The organism is Melghirimyces thermohalophilus, assembly GCF_900102685.1.
GTDB lineage: Bacteria > Bacillota > Bacilli > Thermoactinomycetales > DSM-45169 > Melghirimyces > Melghirimyces thermohalophilus.
The window spans coordinates 36,430-58,992 of the sequence record NZ_FMZA01000019.1; the positions used below are offsets into that span (position 1 = coordinate 36,430).

The following is a 22,563-nucleotide window of genomic DNA, read 5'->3' on the forward strand; positions in this document are numbered from 1 at the left end:
CGTTATGTTAAAATATCCATTTCAAGATGACCCCAAGGCACCGTGGGCGAAGTGGAGCGGAGGTGTGATGTCGGTTAACTTCTGAGGAAAGATTGGATCTGCAGGAGGAATTTTCTCTTTTGCCCAGAAAGTATATCCCACAACGGACTGTGAAGGAGGTTTTTCCATGAATAAGAATGATCTGATCGGCAACATCGCCCGAAAAAGCGGATTGACTAAAAAAGATGTGGAATTAGTGGTCAACGGATTTCTCGACGAAGTAACCGATGCGCTGGGATCCGGTGAAAAAGTTCAGCTGATCGGCTTCGGCACCTTTGAAACCCGCAAACGTTCCGGCCGCAGCGGTCGCAATCCGCAAACAGGCGCCACCATCCAGATTCCTGAGTCCACGGTTCCTGCCTTTAAAGCGGGCAGCAAGCTGAAAGAAGCAGTTAAGTAAACATGCGCCTGGATAAATTTTTGAAGGCCTCCCGCCTCGTCAAACGGCGTACACTGGCCAAAGAAGTTTGTGACCAAGGGCGGGTGGAAGTGAATGGCCGCCCGGCGAAAGCCGGCACGGTATTGGCGGTAAACGATGAGGTGCTGATTCGCTTCGGCAATCGCCGTCTTCGCGTTCGGGTGGATTCGCTCAAAGAAACCACCCGCAAATCCGAAGCGGGTGAGTTGTACACAATGCTGGAACCATCTTCACCGGATGATGCGGGCCACACCGGCTCCTAAATGGGAGTCGTCGGTTCTAAACCTTGTCCTCTGTCATAACATGTACCGAAAGGAGGTATATGGGATGGCGGAGGAAGTGTTTCTGTCTGGGGCCCCCAGACATGAGGTGAACCTGGTCGACCGGAATACCCTGGATGTCACCGGGGTGATCGGCGTGGAAAGTTTCGACAGTGAGGAGTTCCTGCTGCAAACCGAATGCGGATATCTGGGCGTCCGCGGTTCCAATCTCCATATTAAAACCTTGGATCTGGAGCAAGGAAGAGTGGCGATCAACGGGGAATTTTTTGAAATGAACTACCTGGATGATGGTACATCCCGGACGGAAAAGACCAAGGGCTGGATCGGCAGGTTGTTTCGGTGACGCTCCATACCCAGTGGGTGACGATGGCCTTGATGTTGGGGTCGGGCTGTCTGATGGGGATGATGTTGGATCTGTACCGGATCCTCACCCGCCGATTTCGTTTAGGCGGTTGGGCGGTCTCCTTGATCGATCTTCTCTACTGGGTGGTTGCGGCAGGTCTCGTTTTTTCTCTTTTAATGTGGAGCAACTGGGGAGAATTTCGTTTTTATATCCTGGTTGCGATCCTGGCGGGGTGGATCACATATTATACCTGGTTCAGCCCCGGTGTCTCCCGGGGAATGGAGTGGGGAGTCGAGGCGGTGTTTCAGACTTTCCGCTTCTGTCTGCGGGTGCTTCGGTTGTTGATCTGGGTGCCCCTCATGTGGTTGGGGGTGTTGCTGACCCGGATCGTACAGCTGATTTATAAAGGGCTGAAACGGATCCTGCGTCTGCCTCTGTCGCTGTTTGCTCCCCTGGGCCGTCGCCTGAAGTCCTGGGGAAATCGGCTCCTCCGGCCGGTGGATCCCTTTCTTCGCCCCCTGATTCGGGGGGTTGACAAAATTCGCCGCTGGTGGAGAGGCAGGGACAGAGAGGATCCATAAGCGGATCTTTCCCCGGAGATCGTTGAAAACACCAGAGAAGGATGATGGGATGATGAACAGAGGGTCTGAGGAAAAGGTCGTTTCCTTTCGTTCCCGTTCGTCACAGGCATTCCAGTCGAACCCGCCCAATCAGCCCACCCCCTCTCGCCCTCCGCTCCCACCCCATGTTCGCCGCCGTCGTTGGATCTGGTTGATCACAATGTTGATCATCATCTTGTGGAGCGGGAGTCAGTTATTTGTCCAAGCCCGGGAGGTTCATTCCAAGGAGATGGACCTCCTGAAAGAAAAGAAGCACCTGGAACAGTTGCAACAAGAAAATCGGGCTTTGGAGCAGGAAGTGGATCGGCTTCATGATGAAGCCTACCTGTTTGAACTGGCTCGGAAACTGGGGTATAAAAAGCCGGGAGAGGAGATCTTGGATTTGCCGGATATGCGGTAATGGACAAGCTCCCGTTCATCTAAAGCGTGTTGGAGCGGGGACGGGACGGAATATCTGAAGGTTCCCCCCCTGCCCCAATTTTTCACCACGAATGACTTAAGCGGAGGGATCTATGATGCGCTGGACGATGTGGACCTTAAGTGCGCTGTTGGCAGTGTTTCCACTGGCAGGATGCTCCCAAGGGACTACCACCGGTCCCGATTCAAAGGAGCAGCAGGAGACGGAGCAACAGCAAACGATGACGGCGACTGCGCAATTGCAGAATGCTGATGGAGATCAGGTGGGAACAGCGACCCTGACAGAAGGGGAGGATGGGGTGGAGATCCGATTGGAAGCTAAGGATCTCAAACCCGGCAAGCATGGATTTCACATCCATGAAACGGGGACATGTGAAGCGCCGGACTTCAAATCCGCTGGGGGCCATTTTAACCCGGAAGATAAAGCCCACGGAGTGGACAACCCCCAAGGAAGCCATGTGGGAGATCTACCTAACCTGGAGATCGGATCCGACGGCAAAGGTGAGTTGACAGCGACAGCCAAAGGGGCGACGCTGGAGGAAGGGAAGAACTCCCTTCTAAAAGAAGGGGGGACCGCCCTGGTGATTCATGCTGAGCCGGATGACATGAAAACCGATCCGGCAGGAGATGCCGGTGACCGTGTGGCCTGCGGCGTGATACAAGAGAAGTGATAAAAAAAGAAGGGCCTCCTGTTCGGGGGTCCTTCCTTTTATTAATGTGCTGATGATGGTGAAATCAGGATTTTGACAGAGTAGATGTGGCACCACTTGTGTTGAAGGAGAGTGGAGTAGATTGTCTAAGTGGTTCAGAACCGGCGGGGTGGCCGTAGCATTACTGATGGCGATTTTCCTTCAAATGGACACCCTAACCCGCGTTTTAGGAGGCGTGTTAGCGGTGATGCTATGGCTTGCTGTCGCAAGTTGTTTGCCAGAAGAGATTTCCGATTATTCAAAAGCGCAGAAGGTCATTACAGGAGTTATACTCGGGTCAATAGTGATGATCACAGCGTTACTCGTAAAGACGATCATGTCAAAAGGACTAATGGGGGGTTCAATGGGTGTAGGTTTTGTGATGCCAACTCCACCGAAAAACCCTTACCCGATGATGACCCGCTCCCGGGGGAAATGATAGGTTTCCGGCGGCGTCTGTTTTCGCAACAGGAACAACAGCACCAGAATCCCGATCCGACCCATAAACATCAGCACCATGATGCTGATCTTGCCAGCTGTGGACAAATCGGGAGTGAGTCCCATGGATAAACCGCAGGTACCGAAGGCGGAAGTCACCTCAAAGATGATGTTCATCAAAGAGTGATGGGGTTGGGTGATCGCCACCGCCCCGATGGCCAAGGCCACCAGCAGGACTCCGGTAGCGAAGACAACGGAAGCCTTGCGGATATCCTCATCCAGCAGTTGACGGCGGAAGACGCGGATATGGCGGTTGCCTCGAGCATAGCCGTAAATGGCCAATACGACCACAGCCAGGGTCGTGGTTCGGACACCACCGCCCACGCTGGAGGGGCTGGCACCGATGAACATCAGCAGGGACAGAAACAATTGAGAGGGAAGGCTGTAATCCTGGATATCCATGGTGGACAACCCGGTACTGCGTGAGGTGGCGGAATTGAACAGGGAATAGAAAAAGGCTTCTGTTCCGCTTTTGTCGGCGTAAAAATGCTGGGATTCCAGCAACCACAGAGCAACCGTTCCCAAGAACAACAGAAGGAAATAGGTACTGACGGTAATCTTGGTATACAAGGAAAACCGGAAATTGTGGCGGTTGGTGCTGGTATACCATTCCTTTGTTTCCACCAGCACAGGAAAACCGATAGCACCGGCGATCATCAAAAACATATGGACCATCTGCACCAAGTAGTCGTCGGCAAAGTTGCCCAGCGAATTGCCGAAAATGTCAAACCCGGCATTAGTAAAGGCGGAGATGGAACTAAACAGACCGTATAAAAAAGCTTCGACGCCATAAGAATAGGAAAAATAAAAATAAGTGCCAAGAATGAGGGCGCCGAGCAGTTCGATGGCTAGAGATAAAAACAGAATGTCTCGAATCAGCCGAACGAGCCCCGCCAGATCGAGGCGGTTTTGGTCCAGCATGATCATTTGTCGCCGTTGAATCCCGATGCGCTGGCCGGTGGCGATCCACAGAAAGGTTCCCAAGGTCATAAAACCGACCCCGCCAAACTGGAACATCAGCATCAAAAAAAAGATGCCGATCGGGCTGAAGGTGTCGGCTGTATTCACTACCGTCAGCCCCGTCACACTGATTGCGCTGACCGCGGTGAACAAGGCGTCGAGATAACGGATCTCAACCCCGGGCTGGTGGGAAAAGGGGAGATAAAGCAGCACGCTGGACAAGGCGGCGGCTGCCAGATAGATGGTAAACAGCCATTGGGCTGGTGAGAGTTTTTTTACATTCATGTTCCCTACATCCTTTCAACGCAAAAGCGTTACCCAACATATATATCATGGTTAAAGGTAAAAGAAAAGAAAGGACTTCCGATCAAAAAGGAGAAAAAGAAAACCAATCGAGGAATCCTGTTGTGGGAGCAGATGGACACCAGCGGAACTCGGCCGGAAATGGTCATACCCCAGTCTCCCGGAGGAAAGGGAGGAGAAAGGACATGTGGAAACGAGCGCTGGGATTGGCTCTGGTGGTGATATTCATGTTCGGCCTGATGGGTATCCCGGGAGCCGAGGGAGGGAACGGCAAAGTGAAAACCGGGTTGGATGTGCTGCTCCATCACCCGGAACAGCTAGCCGGGAAAAAAGTGGGGCTGATCACCAATCCAACGGGGGTCACTTCCGATTATCGACACGGTTTGGATGCCATGCTGGCGGCGGGCATCGATGTGGTTAAGGTATACGGTCCGGAACACGGGGTGCGGGGGACGGAACAAGCAGGGGATACCCCAGGCTCCACTATTGATCCGCGGACGGGCCTTCCTTTTATCAATCTGTATGGTAAACAGCCGAAGGAGATGGTTCCCGAATTTGAGGGTGTTGATGTATTGATCTTTGACATCCAGGATGTGGGAAGCCGCTTTTATACTTATATCTATACCATGGCGTATGCTATGGAGGCGGCGGCCCAGACGGGAAAGGAATTTATCGTCCTCGACCGGCCCAATCCCATCGGCGGTACCAAGGTGGAAGGCCCGGTGTTGGATCCGGAGTATGCTTCCTTTGTAGGGCTGTTCCCCATTCCGCAGCGACACGGCATGACGGTGGGGGAGCTGGCCCGACTGTTTAACCGGGAATTCCTTTCCCAAGCGGCGGATCTGACGGTGGTCCCTATGAAAGGATGGAAACGGACCGACGATTATGAGGAGACGGGCCTCCCGTGGGTGCTTCCTTCCCCCAACATGCCTACCACGGAGACCGCCTTGGTCTATCCCGGAATAGGCATGATCGAAGGGACCAACCTGTCGGAGGGCAGGGGAACGACTCGGCCCTTTGAACTGGTGGGGGCTCCTTACATCAAGGGGTGGGAGTTGGCTGAGGCCCTCAATCAGGCGGGTTTACCCGGTGTCTCCTTCCGGGAAGCTTACTTTACCCCCACCTTTTCCAAATACGAGGGCGAAGTGGTGGGAGGCGTTCAGGTGTATGTGGAGGATCCCCAAAAATTTTCCCCCATATTGACGGGCCTTACCATCATCCAGGAGACGAAACGGTTATACCCTGACGAGTTCCAATGGCGAGAGACAGAGGAACCGTTTTGGATCGATAAACTGACCGGCTCTGACCGGGTCCGGAAGCAGATCGATGAGGGAGTTCCCGCTCGGGAAATCGTGGAGAGCTGGCAGCAGGAGTTGGCGGATTTCCAGAAGCTCCGCTCTCACTACCTGATCTATCCCCCAAAAAATTAAATCCCGCCCCTTGACACAGTCACGGGCTTATCTGTATAATAAAGTCCGTGACTGCAGCGGGGTGGAGCAGTCGGTAGCTCGTCGGGCTCATAACCCGAAGGTCGCAGGTTCGAGTCCTGCCCCCGCAACCAAGTGAAAAAGACTGGGTGAGGGGTTCGGTAACTCCGGAATCCGGATTCCTCCCCTTTCGATGTGGCGGCGTAGCTCAATTGGTTAGAGCGTACGGTTCATACCCGTGAGGTTGGGGGTTCGAAACCCTCCGCCGCTACCAGACGAGGAAGGCGAGGTTAAGCCCCTTGATGGGTTCAAGGGGGCACTGATTCGCCTTTTTTCTTTTTCTTGCGGAGTTTTTTGAGCTTGGCCCCGCTTGATGTACTGGTCGATGGCGTCCCGGGGAATCCTATGTACGTCCCGGCCCTGAGTGCGATTCGGGTGTAGGAGTGGTATTGTGGATGTCACGATAAAAAAGATCAAATTTACAACCATCAATAAGACCTATACGGAAAAAGTACGCGACTGGCACGGTCGTCACTGTTTTGCGACCCAATATCCCAATCCCGACGGAAAACGGATCTTTCTCACCTATTACTTCGTAAAAAAGGGCTACACCATTTCCAAGGTGTTTCATCGTACCGGGGAGTTTATGTACTACTACTGCGATGTGATGGATATGCGTCAGGTGGGACGCCTGCGCTATGTGATGGTGGATCTGTTACTCGATCTCATCGTCTATCCGGACGGGCGCTATCACCTGATCGACGTGGATGAGTTTGCAACCGCCATCGAGAAAGGGCAGCTGAAACGAAGGCAACAGGTTTATTCGCTGCGGACTCTCGATAAAATGATCCGGATGCAGACAAAAGGCTCTTTTATTCCGAAGTATTTACATGAGGCCCGGATGTTTCCTCTGGACTCCTCGCAGAAGAAGTGAGAGGATCCGTCCTGGTGTACGGATTCCCGGACACACCCTTCAGCTCGCTCGCTGTTCGATGCAAAAGCGGAGGCAACCATCGGTTTTACGCCGATGGTTTTTTTGTGCTGGTCACGTCAATGATTGAACCATTTTGAACAGTTTTGTAGAAATGAGTCCCGATTCGAACGGAATCGACACCGATGGACAGTAACAGGACGCCATCGGACGACAAGAGGAGGAGAACGTACGGTCGGAGGGTGGGGTGGTAAAAATCCGTTTTTACTTACTTATGTTTTGCCGATCGATGGCCGCCTAAAAAATGTCGGAAGATTTTTTTCGCCGTTCAGCAATTATGACAAACTTATCTCCTCAGACCTGTCTATAATGGTTCCTACACATGATCAAGACAAGCATCGATTCTGACCGGGCCATGGAAAAAGACGAAAGGGTGAATCGATCATGCAAAACTTGATGACCGGTGCAGGGTCTTATCTTTCCCGTTTATTCCAGAGACTGGCACCTGAGCAAATGCAAGCACAAAAACAAAAAAGAGAAGCAAAGCGAAAAAGCCGCCTGTTATCTGCTTGGAACTTGCCCGTACTGGTGATGGGCTTTCTGTTGGGGAGAGCAATGATTCTCGACTCCTTATCCCCCTTCGCCATCGCTTATATGGGGGTGGTGATGCATCTGTGCCGGAGGCAGTGGCCCTTGGCGATGATCGCTTTGGTGATGGGAGCGTCCACCCTGGGCACATCCCATGCCGCATGGATCTCCGGTTCGCTGATCTGGCTGTTGGTGGTACAGAAGCTTTTTCACCTATTGGGTAAAGGGCATCTGAATTACGCCCCTTTCGTCGTGTTGCTATCCGCTGCCGGAGCCCATCTGCTCCGACTGTATCTGAGCGGGTGGACCCCTTATACTGGGATGATGGCCGGGGTGGATGTATTTCTCTCCTTCATCCTAACCTTTATTTTCGTCCAGTCGTTACCTCTGTTTACCGTCCGGCGTAAACAGTATTCCCTCCGCCATGAGGAGATTATCTGTCTGGCCATTTTGGCCAGCTCTGTGATCACCGGCACCCTTGGCTGGAACCTGGGAGATATGTCCATGATCCACGTGGTCTCCCGGTACCTGATCATGATTCTGGCTTTGGTGGGGGGAGCCATGTTGGGAGCCTCTATGGGGGTCGTGACGGGAATGATCCTCACTCTGGCCGATCCCCGGGCCATGGTTCAGATCAGCCTATTAGCTTTTGCCGGGATGTTGGCGGGGTTGTTTAAAGAAGCGCGAAAATGGGGAGTTGCGGTTGGATTTTTATTAGGCACCTCCATCCTTTCCCTCTACGGGGGCGGTTCCGCCGAGGTCTGGATCTCCTTGCGTGAATCGGTCCTGGCTATGTTCCTCTTTTTGGCCACCCCTAACGGCCTCGTCCAGTCGGTTGCTCGGTTCGTCCCTGGGACGGCGGAAAATGATGCGGCGCGCCATGATTATATTCGCCGGTTGCGGGATGTGACCGCGGCTAAGGTGGAACAGTTTACCGAGCTGTTTAGCGAGATGGCGAAAAGTTTTCGCGAGGACACCACTCGCGACCATCAGGGCGACGAAAGTCATATGAACCGGTTTATCGATGAGGTGATGGATCACTCCTGCCGGAGCTGTCCTTTGTACCGGCAGTGTTGGGAAAAAAACTTTGTCACCACCTACAACGGGATGACCGACCTCATGGCGCTGGTGGAATTGCACGGGACCCAAAAGCCCCTCACCTCGCCAGCCTCCTGGTCGGATCACTGCATGAAGGCGGACAAGGTGTTGGAGCTGATCCAGGAGGGCTACAGCGCCTATGAACAGGACATGATCTGGAGAGATCGGTTAAAGGAGACCCGCCGCCTCGTATCAGAGCAGCTGGAGGGAATTTCCGAAGTGATGGCCGGTCTGGGAGAAGAGATCAAAAACGAAACCCAGGTGATGGCCGCCCAGGAGGAACAGATCCATCAGGCGCTGGAAGAGTTGGGGTTGTCTATTCAGCGGGTGGAGGTGATCAACCTGGAGGAGGGGAAGGTGGAAATCGAAGTCACCTTGCCTCACAGCGATGCCCTGGACGAGTGTCGCAAATTGATCGCCCCGTTGCTCACCGAAATCGTCGGCGAGCCCATCGCTGTGCAGCGTAAAGGAGTGGTTCACGAACGCTCCTCCGGTGCGGTGGTTACCTTGGGGTCCGCCCAGCGATTTGAAGTGAAGACCGGAGCGGCGGGAGCAGCGAAGGGTGGGCAGTGGTTGTCCGGCGACAGTTACTGCTACATGAACGTGGGCAGCGGCAAGTACGCTGTCGCCATCAGCGATGGGATGGGCAATGGGACTCGGGCCCAGCAGGAATCCAGCGCTGCCTTGGAGCTGTTGCGAAGATTGTTGCAGTCTGGATTTCAGGAAGAGAGAGCAGTAGAGACGATCAACTCCATCCTGAGCCTGCGGTCGACGGACGAAATGTTTGCCACCATCGACCTTGCTATGGTTGATCTCAATTCCGCCCGTTCCCGCTTCCTGAAAATCGGATCCACCCCAGGCTTTGTCAAACGGGGCAAAGAGGTGATCATGATTTCCGCCGGCAATCCGCCTCTGGGAATTCTTAACGATATTGACGTGGAGCCGGTCGACTTTCAGCTGCAGCCGGGGGATCTTGTGGTGATGATGACTGACGGCATTTACGAAGCTCCTCGCCATGCCTCCGACAAAGAGGCCTATATGAAACGCTTGATTGCCGGGATTGACACCAAGGATCCCCAGGGGTTTGCCGACTGTTTGCTGGAGAAAGTGGTCCGCCAGCACCATGGGGTCATCGATGACGATATGACGGTGGTGGTGGCCAAGGTGGATCGCCACGTGCCCGAGTGGTCCACCATCCGCTTGCCAGGCGCCTCCCGCTTGGAGCGGAAGCATGTGGCAGGTTTGTGACGGTTCTGGATCCTGGAAGGCAAAAATTGATTCCGACGTCGAAAATAGCTACAATGTCCGTAAGTTGATACCCCTGCTTGCATCATGAATGGTCAGGGTAGATTACCCGGGGAGGAATTCCCCCGGGTTTTCCTGCTTCCATCGCGAGGATCCATCAACGGGAGGTCCAACATGCTGGAACAGATGAGACAAACGATCGAGCAACAGCGCTTGCTGCCCAAAGGGTCCCTGGTGACCGTCGGTGTTTCCGGCGGTCCCGATTCGATCGCCCTTCTCCACGCCCTCAACCGGCTCCGTTCCGAGTACCACTGGCAGCTGTCGGCGGTCCATGTGAACCATGGGTTGCGCGGGGAAGAGAGCGATGCCGATGCCCGCTATGTGTCGGAGCGTTGTGAGGCGTGGGGGATTCCTTGTCGCGTGGAGCGGGTTGATGTGAAAGGGGAATTGGCAAAAGGAGGAGCAAATCGACAGGCAGTGGCCCGTAAGCTGCGGTATGAGGCTTTTCGCCGTGCTGTGGCATCCTTTGGGGCGGATCGACTGGCTTTGGCCCACCAGGCAGATGATCAGGTGGAGACGGTGCTGATGCGGCTTCTGCGTGGGACGGGTCCCTCGGGGCTGACGGGCATTCCGCTGGCGCGAGAGTGGGAGGGGATTCACTTGGTGCGCCCGTTGCTGGAGGTGCGTCGGTCGGAGGTGGAGGCGTACTGTGCGGAGCATGGGCTCCGCCCCCGGCAGGATCCCAGCAACCGCGATCCCCGCTATATGCGAAACCGGATCCGTCTGGAGCTGGTGCCTCAACTGGAAACCTACAATCCCCGCTTTCAGAAGGCGATTCTGCAGTTGTCCCGGATAGCTGCTGAGGAAGAGCGCTACTGGGAGGAATTGGCGAAGCAGGAATCGGACAAGGTGGTTGAGGCGCGGGAAGAGGGGAAGGTGGCGCTCCATATTCCCTCTCTCCTGGAAGCCGATGTCGCTTTACAAAGAAGGGTGATTAAACTAATATTAAATTGTCTCGCACAACGAAATGAACAGGAAGTTACCCTGGACAGCGTGGAGAAGGTGCGGAAGCTGGCGGGGGGTTCCAACCCTTCCGCCTTAGTCCCGTTGCCCGGAGAACTGTGGGCAGAGCGGGAATACAGCCGCCTCTGGATCATGACCTCTCCACCCGCTGTCCCTTCTGAGGAAACTGCTTTTAACCCGGTCGTTCTGTCGGTTCCAGGGGAGCACTCCTTTCCTGAGGGTACGATCCAGAGTTGGATCGGAGACCGCGCTGCTTTCCAACCTTCCCCTAGCCGGGCTCTTTTTGACTTGGATCGGCTGCAGCCACCGCTCATCGCCCGTCCCCGGGCACCTGGCGACCGTATCCGTCCCCTGGGTCTGGGTGGAAGCAAAAAGGTGAAGGATGTCTTGATCGATGCCAAGATATCCCGCCGTCGTCGCGAGGGACTCCCCTTGGTGGTCGCCGGCGAGGAAGTGATCTGGATCCCCGGAGTCACCCGGTCCGATCAAGCCATGGTGACGGGACAAACCCGTCGCTATCTTCATCTGGAGTGGTTATGGGACGGGAATGTTCCAGGCTGCGGGTAACTTCAAAGGTTACGGGCATACATAACGTTGCAGGACTTGTTGATGAGGACCCTCCCCGCTGTGAATGGAGAAGGGTGATCATTGGCATCTGATCATTTTCGCGAATTCCAGGAGGTTTCCATGCACGAAGACATACGGGAAGTATTATTTTCTCAGTCGCAAATACAGGAGAAAGTGACGGAATTAGGCCAGCGGCTCACTGAGGACTACAAGGACCTCAATCCTTTATGTATCTGTGTCCTGAAGGGAGCTGCCCCCTTTATGAGCGACTTGGTCCGGGCGATCGATACCCATCTGGAGATGGACTACATGGCCGTCTCCAGCTATGGAAATTCGACCAAGTCCTCTGGTGTGGTACGGATTATTAAAGATCTGGACACCACAGTGGAAGGAAGGCACGTCATTGTGGTGGAGGATATCATTGACAGCGGCTTAACTCTCAACTATCTGTTGGATCTTTTGCGCCGCAGGAATGCCGCCTCTGTCAAAGTGGTTACACTGTTGGATAAACCTGGGCGGCGCACCACGGGCTTGAAACCGGACTATTGTGGTTTTGAAGTCCCTGACGAATTTGTGGTGGGTTACGGGCTGGATTATGCCGAAAAGTACCGGAATCTCCCTTACATCGGAATCTTGAAAAAGGAAATTTACGGCGATGCAGGTTGAGTTGTGGCCAATTTCCGCCTGTGGTAAAATGATGAAAGTGGTATTTTTGAGAGGAGGTCAAGGATGAAAACCATCTTCCGGAATTCCGGATTATATATCATACTCATCCTTGTCACCGTCGGGATTGTCAATGTTCTATGGAACCCCGGAACGGAGACGGATAACTTATCTTATACGGAGTTCCAGCAAAAACTGGAACAGGGGAAAATCGGGGAAGTGACTGTACGTCCGGAAGGAAATACTTACCACCTCGAAGGGAAGTACAAAGGGACGGACAAGATGTTCGTCAGCAACGGCCCTTACCAAGGCGGAACCTTGGTGGAAGACCTGCAGAAGGCCGGAGTAAAGACGACGTTTGAAAAGGCGAAGGGCGATTCTGTCTGGATTACGCTCTTTACGTCGATCATTCCCTTTGTTCTCATCCTTCTCCTCTTTTTTGTCTTGCTCAACCAAGCACAAGGCGGCGGCAACCGAGTGATGAACTTCGGCAAGAGCAAAGCCAAGATGTACAACGAGGAGAAGAAGAAAGTCAACTTCGGTGACGTTGCCGGAGCCGATGAAGAGAAAGAAGAGCTCGTCGAAGTGGTTGACTTTCTGAAGGATCCCCGGAAATTTGCCACCGTGGGAGCCCGGATCCCCAAAGGGGTTCTCCTCGTCGGACCGCCCGGAACCGGTAAAACCCTGTTAGCTAGGGCTGTGGCCGGTGAGGCCGGCGTGCCCTTTTTCAGTATCAGCGGTTCCGATTTTGTCGAGATGTTTGTCGGCGTGGGGGCGTCCCGCGTGCGCGATCTCTTTGAGCAGGCGAAAAAAAATGCTCCCTGTATCATCTTCATCGACGAAATCGATGCGGTTGGCCGGCAGCGAGGTGCGGGCCTGGGCGGCGGCCACGACGAACGGGAGCAGACGTTGAACCAGCTCTTGGTGGAAATGGACGGTTTTGGCGCCAATGAAGGGATCATCATCATGGCTGCCACCAACCGCCCGGATATTCTGGACCCTGCCCTCTTGCGTCCGGGACGGTTTGATCGGCAGATCACCGTCAATCGCCCCGATGTTAAAGGCCGGGAGGAAGTGCTCAAGGTCCATGCCCGGAACAAGCCTTTGGCCGATGATGTCAAACTGAAGACGATCGCCAAGCGCACCACCGGGTTTACGGGAGCGGACCTGGAAAACCTCCTCAACGAAGCAGCTCTTTTGGCTGCCCGGAAAGGCAAGAAAGACGTCGGAATGTTGGAAGTGGAGGAAGCGATCGACCGGGTGATCGCTGGTCCCGAGAAGAAAAGCCGGGTGATCAGCGAAAAAGAAAAACGGACGATCATCTACCACGAAGGCGGTCACGCCGTGGTGGGCTACTTCTTGGAGCATGCGGATGAAGTGCACAAGATCACCGTCGTCCCCCGTGGGCAAGCCGGTGGTTATGTTGTCATGCTTCCAAAAGAAGACCGCTTCCTGATGACCAAGAACGAGTTGCTGGACCGGGTGACCGGCTTGTTAGGGGGCCGCGCCGCTGAAGAAGTGATCTTCGGGGAGATCAGCACCGGAGCCCACAATGACTTTGAAAAGGCGACCAGCATTGTCCGGTCCATGATCACCGAGTACGGAATGAGCGAACGGCTGGCGCCGATGCAGTTTGGACGGAGCCAAGGTCAGGTCTTCCTCGGACGGGATCTCGGCCACGAACAAAACTATTCCGATGCGATCGCCTATGAGATCGATAAAGAAATGCAGGAAATGATCAACGACTGCTACAGCAAGGCCAAAAATATCCTATTGGAGAAACGGGATAAGCTGGAGTTGATCGCTCAGACCCTGTATCAGAAAGAGACCCTCGATGCGGAAGAGATCCGTCAGCTGATGGAAAAAGGAAAGCTGGACAAACCGATCGATGATGACTCGGACTCGGATGTCGCCGTCCACATTCAAGGCAAAGAGGAAACCCATGAATCGGATCAAACGGATGACTCTCCCGCGGAAGACGGGGACAATCCAGAAGGCGATCAAGATCACAAAGCCTGATCGGAAAAAGGATGCCGCGGCGCATCCTTTTTTGTGTCAAAGGATGAAAGCGCTTACGAAAATTCCGGAATAGGAGGGATCCCTGTGAATCGTGAAACCGGAACAAAGCCAGCCGTTCCCGCTGATATTGAGATTGCCCGACAGGTAGACAAACTACCGATTGTAGAGGTTGCCGGCCAGTTGGGTCTGACGGAGGAAGACTTGGAACTTTACGGAACCTATAAGGCCAAGCTGTCCTACGATTTGTGGGATCGAATCCGTACCCGTCCTGACGGGAAGCTGATTTTGGTGACGGCGATCAGTCCGACTCCTGCCGGAGAGGGAAAGTCCACGGTCACCGTCGGATTGGGTCAGGCGCTGAATCGGCTGAAAAAGAAGGCGACGGTCGCCTTGCGGGAACCTTCCCTCGGCCCCAGCATGGGAATCAAGGGGGGAGCTGCCGGTGGCGGTTATGCCCAAGTGTTGCCGATGGAGGATATCAATCTGCACTTTACAGGGGATTTCCATGCCATCACCTCCGCCCACAACGCCATCTCAGCCATGATTGATAACCACCTGCATCAGGGCAACCAACAGGGCATCGATCCTCGGCGCATCGTCTGGAAGCGGGTGATCGACCTGAATGACCGGGCTCTGCGCAACGTGGTGGTGGGTCTCGGCGGGAAAGCTCACGGCGTCCCGCGGGAAGACGGCTTTGACATCACCGTCGCTTCGGAAGTGATGGCGATTCTGTGCTTGGCCCAGGACCTGGAGGACCTGAAAGAGCGGATCGGCCGGACGGTGGTGGCCTACCGCTATGATCGTTCTCCGGTCACTGTGTCGGATCTGGGAGTGGAAGGAGCGGCCACCTTGTTGCTGAAGGATGCCCTTCGGCCCAATCTGGTGCAAACGGCGGAAAACACCCCCGCCTTTGTTCACGGTGGACCTTTCGCCAACATTGCCCACGGTTGCAACTCCCTGAACGCCACCCGCCATGCCCTGAAATTGTCGGAGTATACCGTCACCGAGGCCGGCTTCGGTGCTGACTTGGGAGCGGAAAAGTTTATTCATATCAAGAGTCGTGCCGGCGGGTTGCAACCGAATGTGGTTGTCATGGTAGCCACTGTACGAGCGTTGAAGATGCACGGAGGCGTTCCCAAAGGCGAGTTGACCCAGCCCAACCTGCAGGCCCTCCGCCAAGGCATGGCCAACCTGGAACGCCATCTGGAGACGATCCATCATTTCGGCCTCCCCTGTGTGGTTGCCATCAATCGCTTTTCTGACGATACGGAAGAAGAGTTGACCTATATCCGTCGGTGGTGTGAAGAGCGAGGCGTTCCCGCCGCTAGGACCGAGGTGTGGGCTCACGGGGGCGCCGGCGGAGAGGAGTTGGCACAGGAAGTGATTCGGCTGGCGGAAGCCGGTACCGCCCGCTCCCACTTTCTTTATTCCCTGGAACAGCCCATTCGCGACAAAATCGCCGCCATCGCTGAAAAGGTGTACGGGGCCGGCCGAGTTGCGTTTTACGCCAAGGCGGAAGAACGCATCAAAGCATGCGATGCCCATGGTTGGGATAAGCTTCCCATCTGCATGGCCAAGACTCCCTTTTCCCTTTCTGACAATCCTTCCCTGTTAGGGCGGCCGGAAGCGTTTACCCTTCACATCCAGGACATCCGACCTTCGATCGGGGCTGGCTTTTTGGTCGCTTTGACCGAAAATGTGATGACCATGCCCGGCTTGCCAAAACAGCCCGCCGCCTTAAACATGGACATAGATTCCGCGGGCCGGGTGTACGGGCTGTTTTAAGGCCCAAGCGTTTCTGTTGAGCCCGATGAAAGCGGAATGGATAATTGAACTACAGACAAACCCCTGCTATGATGGGAATGGACTTTTTTACCCTGGCAGGCCAGTGGAACACTGTTTCCATCCACCTGAGAAATGGTTTCGACCGGCCTGATACCTAAAAGCAGGTGGATATCTGATGTTGATGGTGATGGATGTCGGCAACACTCATATCGTGCTCGGTATATATAAAGGGGAGGAACTTCTGTACCATTGGCGGGTGCATACCGACCGGGGATCGACAGAGGATGAATATGGCATGCGGTTGAAAAACCTGTTCAGCCATGTGGGGATCCGGATGGAAGAGATCGAAGGATTGATCATCTGTTCTGTGGTTCCCCCCCTCACCTATGTGCTGAAATTGTTGGCAAAAAAATATTTCCGGGTGGACCCTCTCGTCGTCGGTCCCGGGGTGAAGACGGGTCTTAACATCCAATACGAAAACCCGCGAGAAGTGGGAGCGGACCGCATTGTCAACGCCGTCGCCGCTCTGGATAGCTACGGGCCGCCGGTGATTGTGGTCGACTTCGGCACGGCTACCACCTTCTGTTTCATCGACGAAAAGAGTCGTTATGTAGGCGGAGCCATCACGCCGGGGATTACCGTTTCCACCGAAGCTTTGTACGAACGGGCAGCCCAACTGACACGGGTGGAGATCCTCAGACCGGATTCGGTCCTGGGTCGCAACACGGTCAAATCGATTCAAGCTGGTGTCTACTACGGATATGTGGGAATGGTTGATGGGATTGTCTCCCGCATGAAACGCCTGATGAAACAACCTCCTACCGTTGTCGCCACCGGGGGGCTGGCAGAGATGATTTGCCAGGAGACCCGAACCATCGACCATGTGGATCCTTTATTGACGCTGAGGGGTTTAAAATTGATCTATGAGCGGAATCAAAGATAAGAGGTGGAAGGGCCCCGTTTAACGGGGTTCCTTTTTCATCGACCGACGAAAGAGGGATGACGATGAGTACGAATGGGGATTACACCGTACGCGGAACAGCCCGTGGCGGTTTTGTGCGGGGGTTTGCCTGCACCACCACCGAGATGATGAATGAGATGCAAAGGCGCCATCAAACCTGGCCCATCGCCAGCGCTGCTCTGGGTCGGACCGTATCGGCAGGGGCGATGATGGGGATGATGTTAAAAAATGAGCGGGATGCGATGACGATCCAGGTTCAGGGAGACGGTCCTCTCGGGCAGATCTTGGTCGATGTGGACGGCCAGGGGCATGTGCGTGGATATGTGGAAAATCCGGCTGTGGACCTGCCCAACAACGCCCAGGGAAAACTGAATGTGGGCGATGCTGTCGGCAATGGTTTGCTCAATGTGGTGAAGGACCTGGGGCTGAAAGAGCCCTACCGGGGAAGCGTCCGGCTGGTCTCCGGGGAGCTGGGAGATGATTTCACCTACTATCTGACCGCTTCCGAGCAGGTTCCCTCTTCGGTGGGCGTAGGGGTGCTGGTCGCCCCGGACGCCTCCATCCTCCACTCCGGCGGCTTCATCATCCAGGTGCTGCCGGGAGCCGATGAATCCCTGATCGGGGAATTGGAACAGCAGATCGCCCACATGCCGCCGATCACTAAATTGATGGAAAGAGGGGATCGGCCGGAGGATATGCTGCGCCGGGTGTTGGGAGACGAACTGGAAGTGACCGAAACTCAACCCCTCGCCTTCCAATGTCATTGCTCTCTGGAGCGTATCTACAATACTCTTCGCAGTATGGGAAAAGAAGAGCTGAACAGTCTGATCGAGGAGCGGGGAGAAGCGGAAGTGATCTGCCACTTTTGTAATGAGGCTTACATTGTTCCCCGAGAAGAACTGGAGCGGCTGCGGGATGAGGCCAGAGCGTGACAGCCGAATTAGTAGCGATTGACAGGCCTTTCAGCTATTGCATGCAATAAAACCATTAAATCCAACCGAATTTAAAGGGATTGAGCGGGAGGTTCTTTTATGCGCGCAGCCAACAACATTACCGAATTGATCGGACGTACACCGGTAGTGAAATTGAATCGGATCGTGGGTAAGGCCGACGCCGATGTCTATCTAAAACTGGAGTACTTCAACCCGGCTAGCAGCGTCAAAGACCGGATCGCCCTCAGCATGATCGAAGACGCGGAAGAAAAAGGGCTGCTGAAAGAGGGGGACACCATTCTAGAGCCGACCAGTGGTAACACGGGGATCGGCTTGGCGATGGTAGCCGCTGCTAAAGGTTACCGAGCCATGTTGGTGATGCCGGATACCATGAGCGTAGAACGGCGCAACCTGCTCCGGGCCTATGGTGCGGAGCTGGTGCTCACTCCCGGGGCTGACGGGATGAAGGGAGCGATTGCCAAAGCGGAGGAATTGGCCCGAAAGCATCCGGACTATTTTATGCCGCAGCAATTTAGCAACCCGGCCAACGTCCGCATCCACCAGGAGACCACCGGTCGGGAGCTGGTGGAGCAGATGGAGGGAAAGATCGACGCTTTCGTGGCTGGCATCGGCACCGGCGGCACGATCACCGGCGTGGGACGCGTGCTGAAGGAAAAGTTTCCCGGAATCCACATCGTGGCAGTGGAACCTTCCGCTTCAGCGGTATTGTCCGGCGGCCAGCCGGGCCCTCACAAGATTCAGGGACTGGGGGCCGGATTTACACCGGAAATTTTGGATACGGAGATTTATGACGAAGTGATCACCGTGGACAACGAGGAAGCCTTCCAATGGGCCCGCCGCATGGCCCGGGAAGAAGGAGTCCTCGGCGGAATCTCCTCCGGCGCCGCTGTTTTTGCCGCCTTGAAAATCGCCCGTCGCCTGGGAGCAGGCAAACGAGTGGTGGCAGTGATTCCCAGCAACGGGGAACGCTATCTCACCACCGATCTGTATCGCTTTGAAAGCTGACGTTCAAAAAGGCCCTGTATTTTGGCAGGGCCTTTTTGCGTGCGGAGGGAAACCTTTTTTCATTTCCCGATTTGTTGTAAACTGGTGGGAGAATTGTTTCCTATTCTGGGACGCTTGTTCAATCCATCACGAGTGACCGACGAGTGGAGACGAGAGGAGAAGAGAAGAGCAATGATCTTGATGATCGACAACTATGACTCCTTTACCTATAATTTGGTGCAGGTTCTGGGTGAACTGGGAGAAGAGCTGCAGGTGGTCCGGAACGACCGGATCGACACCGACGGGATCGAAAAAACAGCCCCCAAGGCGATCATTCTGTCCCCGGGTCCGGGAACACCGCGGGAGGCAGGCATCAGTTTGGAGACCGTGCAGCATTTTGCCGGTCGGATTCCGATCTTGGGGGTTTGTCTCGGCCATCAGACAATTGCCCAAACCTTCGGCGGGCAGGTGATCCAGGCGGATCGGTTGATGCACGGAAGAACCTCTTCGGTAAAGCATGACGGGAAATCCCTGTTTAAAGGAATCCCCACGCCCTTCCAGGCCACCCGCTACCATTCTCTGATCGTCGATCGAGGGAGCTTGCCCGCGGTCTTCGAAGTGAGCGCCTGGACCGATCAAGGGGAAGTGATGGGAATCCGTCACCGGGAACTCCCTGTGGAAGGTGTCCAGTTTCACCCCGAATCGATCATTACCGACCATGGAAAACGGCTGTTGGCCAACTTTCTAAAGACCTATACCGATGCAGTTCCGGCGAAAGGGGTCATTACCTGATCCGACGAAAACCAACGGGCATCGATTGGCCCAGGATGAAGGAGATATCGGCATGATCCAAGCAACGGAAAACACTGGGATCCGGCCGCTTCAGGCCGGTCCCTTCACATTACCCATCGATCGTCGGACAGTGGTGATGGGAATCCTCAATGTGACACCGGATTCCTTTTCCGATGGGGGAAAACATCATCAATTGGAACAAGCTCTCCGCCACGCGCAACAGATGGTGGCCGACGGTGCCGAAATCATTGACGTAGGCGGCGAATCCACTCGACCGGGATACGATCCCGTTTCTCTTGAAGAGGAGCTCACGCGGGTGGTTCCCGTGGTGCGGGAGCTGTCCCGGAAGGTTCACGTGCCTATCTCCGTGGATACCTATAAAGCGGAAGTGGCCCGCCAAGCGGTGGAGGCTGGGGCCCATATGATCAACGATGTGTGGGGGTTCAAAAAAGATCCGGATATGGCCCGGGTTGCCGCTGAGCTGGATGTTCCCGTTGTTTTAATGCACAATCGGTTGGATGCTCGATACCACTCCCTGATGGACGAGGTGGAAAGCGACCTGATGGAGAGCGTCACCTTGGCTCGGGAGGCTGGGGTGAAGGATGAGCGGATCATCCTGGATCCCGGGATCGGTTTTGCCAAAACCCACGAGGAAAACCTGATCGTGATGCGCAACCTGGAACGGATCGTCGCCTTGGGCTTTCCGGTATTGCTCGGCACCTCCCGCAAATCGATCATCGGCCGCACCCTGGATCTGCCGGTGGAGGAGCGGGTAGAGGGAACCGGAGCCACTGTCGCCCTTGGCATCAGCAAAGGTTGCTGCATCGTCCGCGTCCATGACGTAAAAGAAATGGTCCGGGTGTCCCGGATGACGGACGCCATGGTGAACGCTGCAGGAGGGGTTTGATGGACCGGATCTTTTTCAACCGGATGGCATTTTACGCATATCATGGTGCTTATCCTGAGGAAAACCGATTGGGGCAGCGTTTTTTCGTCGACCTGGAGTTGGGTTTGGACTTGGCACCGGCGGCTCGCCAGGATGATTTGAATCGGACCGTCGATTATGGCAAGGTGTATGAAATGGTGAAAAAGGAGACGGAGGCGGGACCCTACGCGCTGGTGGAAACCCTAGCGGAACGGATTGCCCAGCGTCTGCTGGAGACCTTTTCCTTGCAAGAGGTGAAGGTCCGCATCACCAAACCGGACCCGCCCATCCCCGGTCACTACGATTCCGTCGGGGTGGAGATTACCCGGAGACGACCCCATGACTGAAGCGATTGCCTATATCGGGTTGGGTACCAATCTGGGGCGGCGCATGGCTCATCTGGAAAAAGCGCTTCGCCGCCTGGAAGACCGGAACGGGGTGCGGATCACCCAACTCTCCTCCGTCTATGAGACCGCCCCCGTCGGCTACCTGAACCAGCCCGACTTTCTCAACGCCTGTGCCGAAATAAAAACCACCCGATCTCCGATGGATTTGCTGCACATTTTATTGGATGTGGAGCAGGAGCTTCACCGGGTGCGACGGATACGATGGGGGCCTCGCACCATCGATCTCGATCTGCTCCTCTACGATGACCGTATCATCCAGGAGGAACAGCTGGTCGTGCCCCATCCTCGCATGACTGACCGTTCCTTTGTCCTGGTTCCCCTCGCCGAGATCGCGCCGGATGTGGTGATCCCCGGAACGGGACAAACTGTCGCTTGGTGGGCGGAAGAGAGGAAACAAGGGTCCGAGGTGGTGAAAAGCCCCTACACCCTCAATCTGCAGTCGTTAACGGCTGCTATAAAGGAGGTGCCCGAAAAATGGAACCGATGAAACTGAAGATCGGTCCGGTGGAAACGGAAAACAATGTCGTACTCGCCCCAATGGCCGGCGTCTGCAACCCGGCCTTTCGCCTGATCGCCAAGGAGTTCGGCTGTGGTCTGGTCTGCGCGGAGATGGTCAGCGACAAAGCGATTCTTCACGGAAACGAACGGACGCAAAAGATGCTTTATGTGGATGAGCGAGAAAAACCTCTCTCCCTGCAAATTTTTGGAGGGGACAAAGAGAGCCTGGTGGAAGCGGCCCAGGTCGTGGACAAACAGACCAACGCCGATATCATCGATATCAACATGGGTTGTCCCGTGCCGAAGGTCATCAAGTGCGATGCCGGCGCCCGCTGGCTGTTGGATCCGGACAAAATCGAGGAGATGGTCTCCGCCGTCGTGGAGGCCGTTGACAAACCGGTTACTGTGAAGATGCGCAAAGGCTGGGATGATGAGCACATCTACGCCGTGGAAAACGCGAAGGCCTTGGAGCGAGCCGGCGCTCAGGCCGTTTCTCTGCACGGGCGCACCCGCAAGCAAATGTATAACGGCACCGCCGACTGGGACATTATCCGCCAGGTGAAGGAAGCGGTGAACATTCCCGTCATCGGAAACGGGGATGTGATGACGCCCCAAGACGCCCGGCGGATGCTGGATGAAACCGGATGCGACGGCGTGATGATCGGTCGTGCCGCTCTGGGCAACCCCTGGATGTTGTATCGGACGATTCGGTACCTGTCCACCGGCGAGCTGCTTCCTGAGCCTACCCCCCGAGAAAAAATTGAAATCGCCCTTTTGCACATGGACCGCCTGATCGCTCTCCGGGGAGAAGAGGTGGCCGTTCGGGAGATGCGAAAACACGCCTCCTGGTACCTGCGGGGAATGCGGGGAGCGGCTCGCGTCAAAGACCGGGTCAACGAACAGGTTGATCGAGACGGCATGGCCCGCGTCTTGACCGAGTTTGTGGAAGAGCTGGAGAGCCGCGTCAAACGGAAGTCCGCCTGACTCGAGCATCGGAGAGCCGCCGTCATCCGGCGGCTTTCCTTCGGTTAGAACGGCCGTTTCTTGTCCATAAAGGAGGTAAGACGGTCTTTTGCCGCGTTCGGGGTATGAGTATCCACCGAACAGCAGTTGCAGGTTGCACTGAGCC

General features: G+C 55.1%; 23 protein-coding genes and 2 tRNA genes. 24 read left to right on the forward strand and 1 reads right to left on the reverse strand.

All coding sequences use genetic code 11. The features are described from left to right. The first annotated feature begins 109 nt into the window (after window positions 1-109). The 7 genes from BLP91_RS13385 (at window position 110) to BLP91_RS13415 (ending at window position 3,246) form a co-directional block, all read left to right on the forward strand. Window positions 110-439, forward strand: coding sequence for an HU family DNA-binding protein (locus BLP91_RS13385; RefSeq protein ID WP_425412230.1), 330 nt, complete (start codon window positions 110-112; stop codon window positions 437-439). 2 nt (window positions 440-441) lie between these two features. Next, entirely contained in the window at window positions 442-720 is a 279-nt protein-coding gene (locus BLP91_RS13390) for an RNA-binding S4 domain-containing protein (protein ID WP_091572086.1), read from the forward strand. Window positions 721-784: 64 nt separating this feature from the next. Beyond that, window positions 785-1,081: a sporulation protein YabP gene (yabP, locus tag BLP91_RS13395; RefSeq protein WP_091572089.1), complete on the forward strand. Its 297-nt coding sequence runs from the start codon at window positions 785-787 to the stop codon at window positions 1,079-1,081. Further along, window positions 1,078-1,662, forward strand: coding sequence for a spore cortex biosynthesis protein YabQ (gene yabQ / locus BLP91_RS13400; protein WP_091572092.1), 585 nt, complete (start codon window positions 1,078-1,080; stop codon window positions 1,660-1,662). The genes yabP and yabQ overlap by 4 nt, the downstream gene beginning before the upstream one ends. A 52-nt stretch (window positions 1,663-1,714) precedes the next feature. Then, on the forward strand, window positions 1,715-2,101 hold the full coding sequence (locus BLP91_RS13405) for an FtsB family cell division protein (protein WP_176757985.1): 387 nt from the start codon (window positions 1,715-1,717) through the stop codon (window positions 2,099-2,101). A 115-nt stretch (window positions 2,102-2,216) separates the two neighbouring features. Then, window positions 2,217-2,789, forward strand: coding sequence for a superoxide dismutase family protein (locus tag BLP91_RS13410; protein WP_245662274.1), 573 nt, complete (start codon window positions 2,217-2,219; stop codon window positions 2,787-2,789). 121 nt (window positions 2,790-2,910) lie between these two features. Next, window positions 2,911-3,246 (forward strand): hypothetical protein, encoded by a 336-nt coding sequence (locus BLP91_RS13415; protein WP_091572100.1) that lies wholly within the window; start codon window positions 2,911-2,913, stop codon window positions 3,244-3,246. Here BLP91_RS13415 and BLP91_RS13420 read toward each other — a convergent pair. After that, window positions 3,213-4,550 (reverse strand): TrkH family potassium uptake protein, encoded by a 1,338-nt coding sequence (locus BLP91_RS13420; protein WP_091572102.1) that lies wholly within the window; start codon window positions 4,548-4,550, stop codon window positions 3,213-3,215. The genes BLP91_RS13415 and BLP91_RS13420 overlap by 34 nt on opposite strands. Window positions 4,551-4,753: 203 nt before the next feature. Here BLP91_RS13420 and BLP91_RS13425 point away from each other — a divergent pair, with 203 nt between their 5' ends. The 17 genes from BLP91_RS13425 (at window position 4,754) to dusB (ending at window position 22,418) form a co-directional block, all read left to right on the forward strand. Next, complete coding sequence (locus BLP91_RS13425) at window positions 4,754-5,998, forward strand: exo-beta-N-acetylmuramidase NamZ family protein (RefSeq protein WP_091572105.1); 1,245 nt, start codon at window positions 4,754-4,756, stop codon at window positions 5,996-5,998. A gap of 55 nt (window positions 5,999-6,053) precedes the next feature. Continuing rightward, window positions 6,054-6,129 (forward strand) — tRNA-Met (locus BLP91_RS13430). A 63-nt stretch (window positions 6,130-6,192) separates the two neighbouring features. Then, a tRNA-Met gene (locus tag BLP91_RS13435) sits at window positions 6,193-6,269 on the forward strand. Between the two features lie 177 nt (window positions 6,270-6,446). Next, window positions 6,447-6,929 carry a ribonuclease FAU-1 family protein gene (locus BLP91_RS13440; protein ID WP_176757986.1) on the forward strand — a complete coding sequence of 161 codons (483 nt, stop codon included), beginning with the start codon at window positions 6,447-6,449 and terminating at the stop codon, window positions 6,927-6,929. A gap of 441 nt (window positions 6,930-7,370) precedes the next feature. Continuing rightward, window positions 7,371-9,860 carry a stage II sporulation protein E gene (gene spoIIE / locus BLP91_RS13445; RefSeq protein ID WP_091572109.1) on the forward strand — a complete coding sequence of 830 codons (2,490 nt, stop codon included), beginning with the start codon at window positions 7,371-7,373 and terminating at the stop codon, window positions 9,858-9,860. Window positions 9,861-10,031: 171 nt separating this feature from the next. Further along, a complete protein-coding gene (gene tilS / locus BLP91_RS13450) occupies window positions 10,032-11,447 on the forward strand; it encodes a tRNA lysidine(34) synthetase TilS (RefSeq protein WP_176757987.1) in 1,416 nt (471 codons plus the stop codon). Window positions 11,448-11,567: 120 nt separating this feature from the next. Beyond that, complete coding sequence (hpt, locus tag BLP91_RS13455; protein WP_091572184.1) at window positions 11,568-12,113, forward strand: hypoxanthine phosphoribosyltransferase; 546 nt, start codon at window positions 11,568-11,570, stop codon at window positions 12,111-12,113. A gap of 63 nt (window positions 12,114-12,176) precedes the next feature. Beyond that, a complete protein-coding gene (gene ftsH, locus BLP91_RS13460) occupies window positions 12,177-14,129 on the forward strand; it encodes an ATP-dependent zinc metalloprotease FtsH (RefSeq protein WP_091572114.1) in 1,953 nt (650 codons plus the stop codon). Between the two features lie 84 nt (window positions 14,130-14,213). Further along, entirely contained in the window at window positions 14,214-15,914 is a 1,701-nt protein-coding gene (locus BLP91_RS13465) for a formate--tetrahydrofolate ligase (RefSeq protein ID WP_091572117.1), read from the forward strand. 175 nt (window positions 15,915-16,089) lie between these two features. After that, window positions 16,090-16,857, forward strand: a complete 768-nt coding sequence (locus BLP91_RS13470; RefSeq protein ID WP_091572119.1) for a type III pantothenate kinase — start codon at window positions 16,090-16,092, stop codon at window positions 16,855-16,857. A gap of 62 nt (window positions 16,858-16,919) precedes the next feature. After that, window positions 16,920-17,807, forward strand: a complete 888-nt coding sequence (hslO, locus tag BLP91_RS13475) for an Hsp33 family molecular chaperone HslO (RefSeq protein ID WP_091572122.1) — start codon at window positions 16,920-16,922, stop codon at window positions 17,805-17,807. Between the two features lie 99 nt (window positions 17,808-17,906). After that, entirely contained in the window at window positions 17,907-18,833 is a 927-nt protein-coding gene (cysK, locus tag BLP91_RS13480) for a cysteine synthase A (RefSeq protein WP_091572126.1), read from the forward strand. Between the two features lie 171 nt (window positions 18,834-19,004). Continuing rightward, window positions 19,005-19,604 (forward strand): anthranilate synthase component II, encoded by a 600-nt coding sequence (locus BLP91_RS13485; protein WP_091572129.1) that lies wholly within the window; start codon window positions 19,005-19,007, stop codon window positions 19,602-19,604. Between the two features lie 52 nt (window positions 19,605-19,656). Then, the gene (gene folP / locus BLP91_RS13490; protein WP_091572131.1) at window positions 19,657-20,511 is read left to right on the forward strand and encodes a dihydropteroate synthase; all 855 of its coding nucleotides are present in this window, start codon (window positions 19,657-19,659) and stop codon (window positions 20,509-20,511) included. Next, entirely contained in the window at window positions 20,511-20,876 is a 366-nt protein-coding gene (gene folB / locus BLP91_RS13495; protein WP_091572134.1) for a dihydroneopterin aldolase, read from the forward strand. Before folP ends, folB begins: the two co-directional genes overlap by 1 nt. After that, window positions 20,869-21,423, forward strand: a complete 555-nt coding sequence (gene folK, locus BLP91_RS13500) for a 2-amino-4-hydroxy-6-hydroxymethyldihydropteridine diphosphokinase (RefSeq protein WP_091572137.1) — start codon at window positions 20,869-20,871, stop codon at window positions 21,421-21,423. The genes folB and folK overlap by 8 nt, the downstream gene beginning before the upstream one ends. Next, window positions 21,411-22,418, forward strand: a complete 1,008-nt coding sequence (dusB, locus tag BLP91_RS13505) for a tRNA dihydrouridine synthase DusB (RefSeq protein ID WP_091572139.1) — start codon at window positions 21,411-21,413, stop codon at window positions 22,416-22,418. Before folK ends, dusB begins: the two co-directional genes overlap by 13 nt. Window positions 22,419-22,563: the final 145 nt, after the last annotated feature.

Excerpts from the sequence above, each read along its gene's own strand:
- BLP91_RS13420 (WP_091572102.1), bottom strand. The coding sequence starts at position 4,550 with ATGAATGTAAAAAAACTCTCACCAGCCCAATGGCTGTTTACCATCTAT.
- BLP91_RS13410 (WP_245662274.1), top strand. The coding sequence starts at position 2,217 with ATGCGCTGGACGATGTGGACCTTAAGTGCGCTGTTGGCAGTGTTTCCA.
- BLP91_RS13470 (WP_091572119.1), top strand. The coding sequence starts at position 16,090 with ATGTTGATGGTGATGGATGTCGGCAACACTCATATCGTGCTCGGTATA.
- yabP (WP_091572089.1), top strand. The coding sequence starts at position 785 with ATGGCGGAGGAAGTGTTTCTGTCTGGGGCCCCCAGACATGAGGTGAAC.
- dusB (WP_091572139.1), top strand. The coding sequence starts at position 21,411 with ATGGAACCGATGAAACTGAAGATCGGTCCGGTGGAAACGGAAAACAAT.
- BLP91_RS13485 (WP_091572129.1), top strand. The coding sequence starts at position 19,005 with ATGATCTTGATGATCGACAACTATGACTCCTTTACCTATAATTTGGTG.
- BLP91_RS13390 (WP_091572086.1), top strand. The coding sequence starts at position 442 with ATGCGCCTGGATAAATTTTTGAAGGCCTCCCGCCTCGTCAAACGGCGT.
- hslO (WP_091572122.1), top strand. The coding sequence starts at position 16,920 with ATGAGTACGAATGGGGATTACACCGTACGCGGAACAGCCCGTGGCGGT.
- BLP91_RS13425 (WP_091572105.1), top strand. The coding sequence starts at position 4,754 with ATGTGGAAACGAGCGCTGGGATTGGCTCTGGTGGTGATATTCATGTTC.
- folB (WP_091572134.1), top strand. The coding sequence starts at position 20,511 with ATGGACCGGATCTTTTTCAACCGGATGGCATTTTACGCATATCATGGT.
- spoIIE (WP_091572109.1), top strand. The coding sequence starts at position 7,371 with ATGCAAAACTTGATGACCGGTGCAGGGTCTTATCTTTCCCGTTTATTC.
- folP (WP_091572131.1), top strand. The coding sequence starts at position 19,657 with ATGATCCAAGCAACGGAAAACACTGGGATCCGGCCGCTTCAGGCCGGT.
- hpt (WP_091572184.1), top strand. The coding sequence starts at position 11,568 with ATGCACGAAGACATACGGGAAGTATTATTTTCTCAGTCGCAAATACAG.
- ftsH (WP_091572114.1), top strand. The coding sequence starts at position 12,177 with ATGAAAACCATCTTCCGGAATTCCGGATTATATATCATACTCATCCTT.
- BLP91_RS13405 (WP_176757985.1), top strand. The coding sequence starts at position 1,715 with ATGAACAGAGGGTCTGAGGAAAAGGTCGTTTCCTTTCGTTCCCGTTCG.
- folK (WP_091572137.1), top strand. The coding sequence starts at position 20,869 with ATGACTGAAGCGATTGCCTATATCGGGTTGGGTACCAATCTGGGGCGG.
- cysK (WP_091572126.1), top strand. The coding sequence starts at position 17,907 with ATGCGCGCAGCCAACAACATTACCGAATTGATCGGACGTACACCGGTA.
- tilS (WP_176757987.1), top strand. The coding sequence starts at position 10,032 with ATGCTGGAACAGATGAGACAAACGATCGAGCAACAGCGCTTGCTGCCC.